Origin of the sequence: Mesorhizobium sp. M2E.F.Ca.ET.209.01.1.1, assembly GCF_004010375.2 — a bacterium.
Lineage (GTDB): Bacteria > Pseudomonadota > Alphaproteobacteria > Rhizobiales > Rhizobiaceae > Mesorhizobium.
Map to the genome: position 1 here is coordinate 1 of NZ_SADP02001167.1, position 291 is coordinate 291.

1 pseudogene is annotated in these 291 nt (G+C 67.4%); it reads right to left on the reverse strand.

Going from position 1 to position 291, the window contains the following annotated elements:
• Nucleotides 1-61: 61 nt before the first annotated feature.
• A pseudogene (locus tag EN852_RS43015) lies at nucleotides 62-291 on the reverse strand (hypothetical protein); the annotation flags it as partial.

Consider the following 291-nt stretch of genomic DNA (forward strand, 5'->3'; position numbering starts at 1 on the left):
CCGTCCTGGCCGAAGACGAACAGCTTCGAGTTGGTCTTGCCGAAGTCGAGCACCGCCACGTTCACGCGAGGGCTCCCGAGGTCGAAGCGATCCGCACCATGACGCCGGCGTCCTCCAGCATGCGCGCGTCGGCATCGGAGAGCCCGTCATCGGTCACCAGCGTGCCGATGCGCGACAGCGGCAGCGCGACATTGCGCTCGATGGTCCGCCACGGGAACAAGGCTGCCGCCTGGAAGACATAGCCATAGGCGCGTTTCTCGCGCGCCTGCTCCGGCGTCATGCCGTTGACGG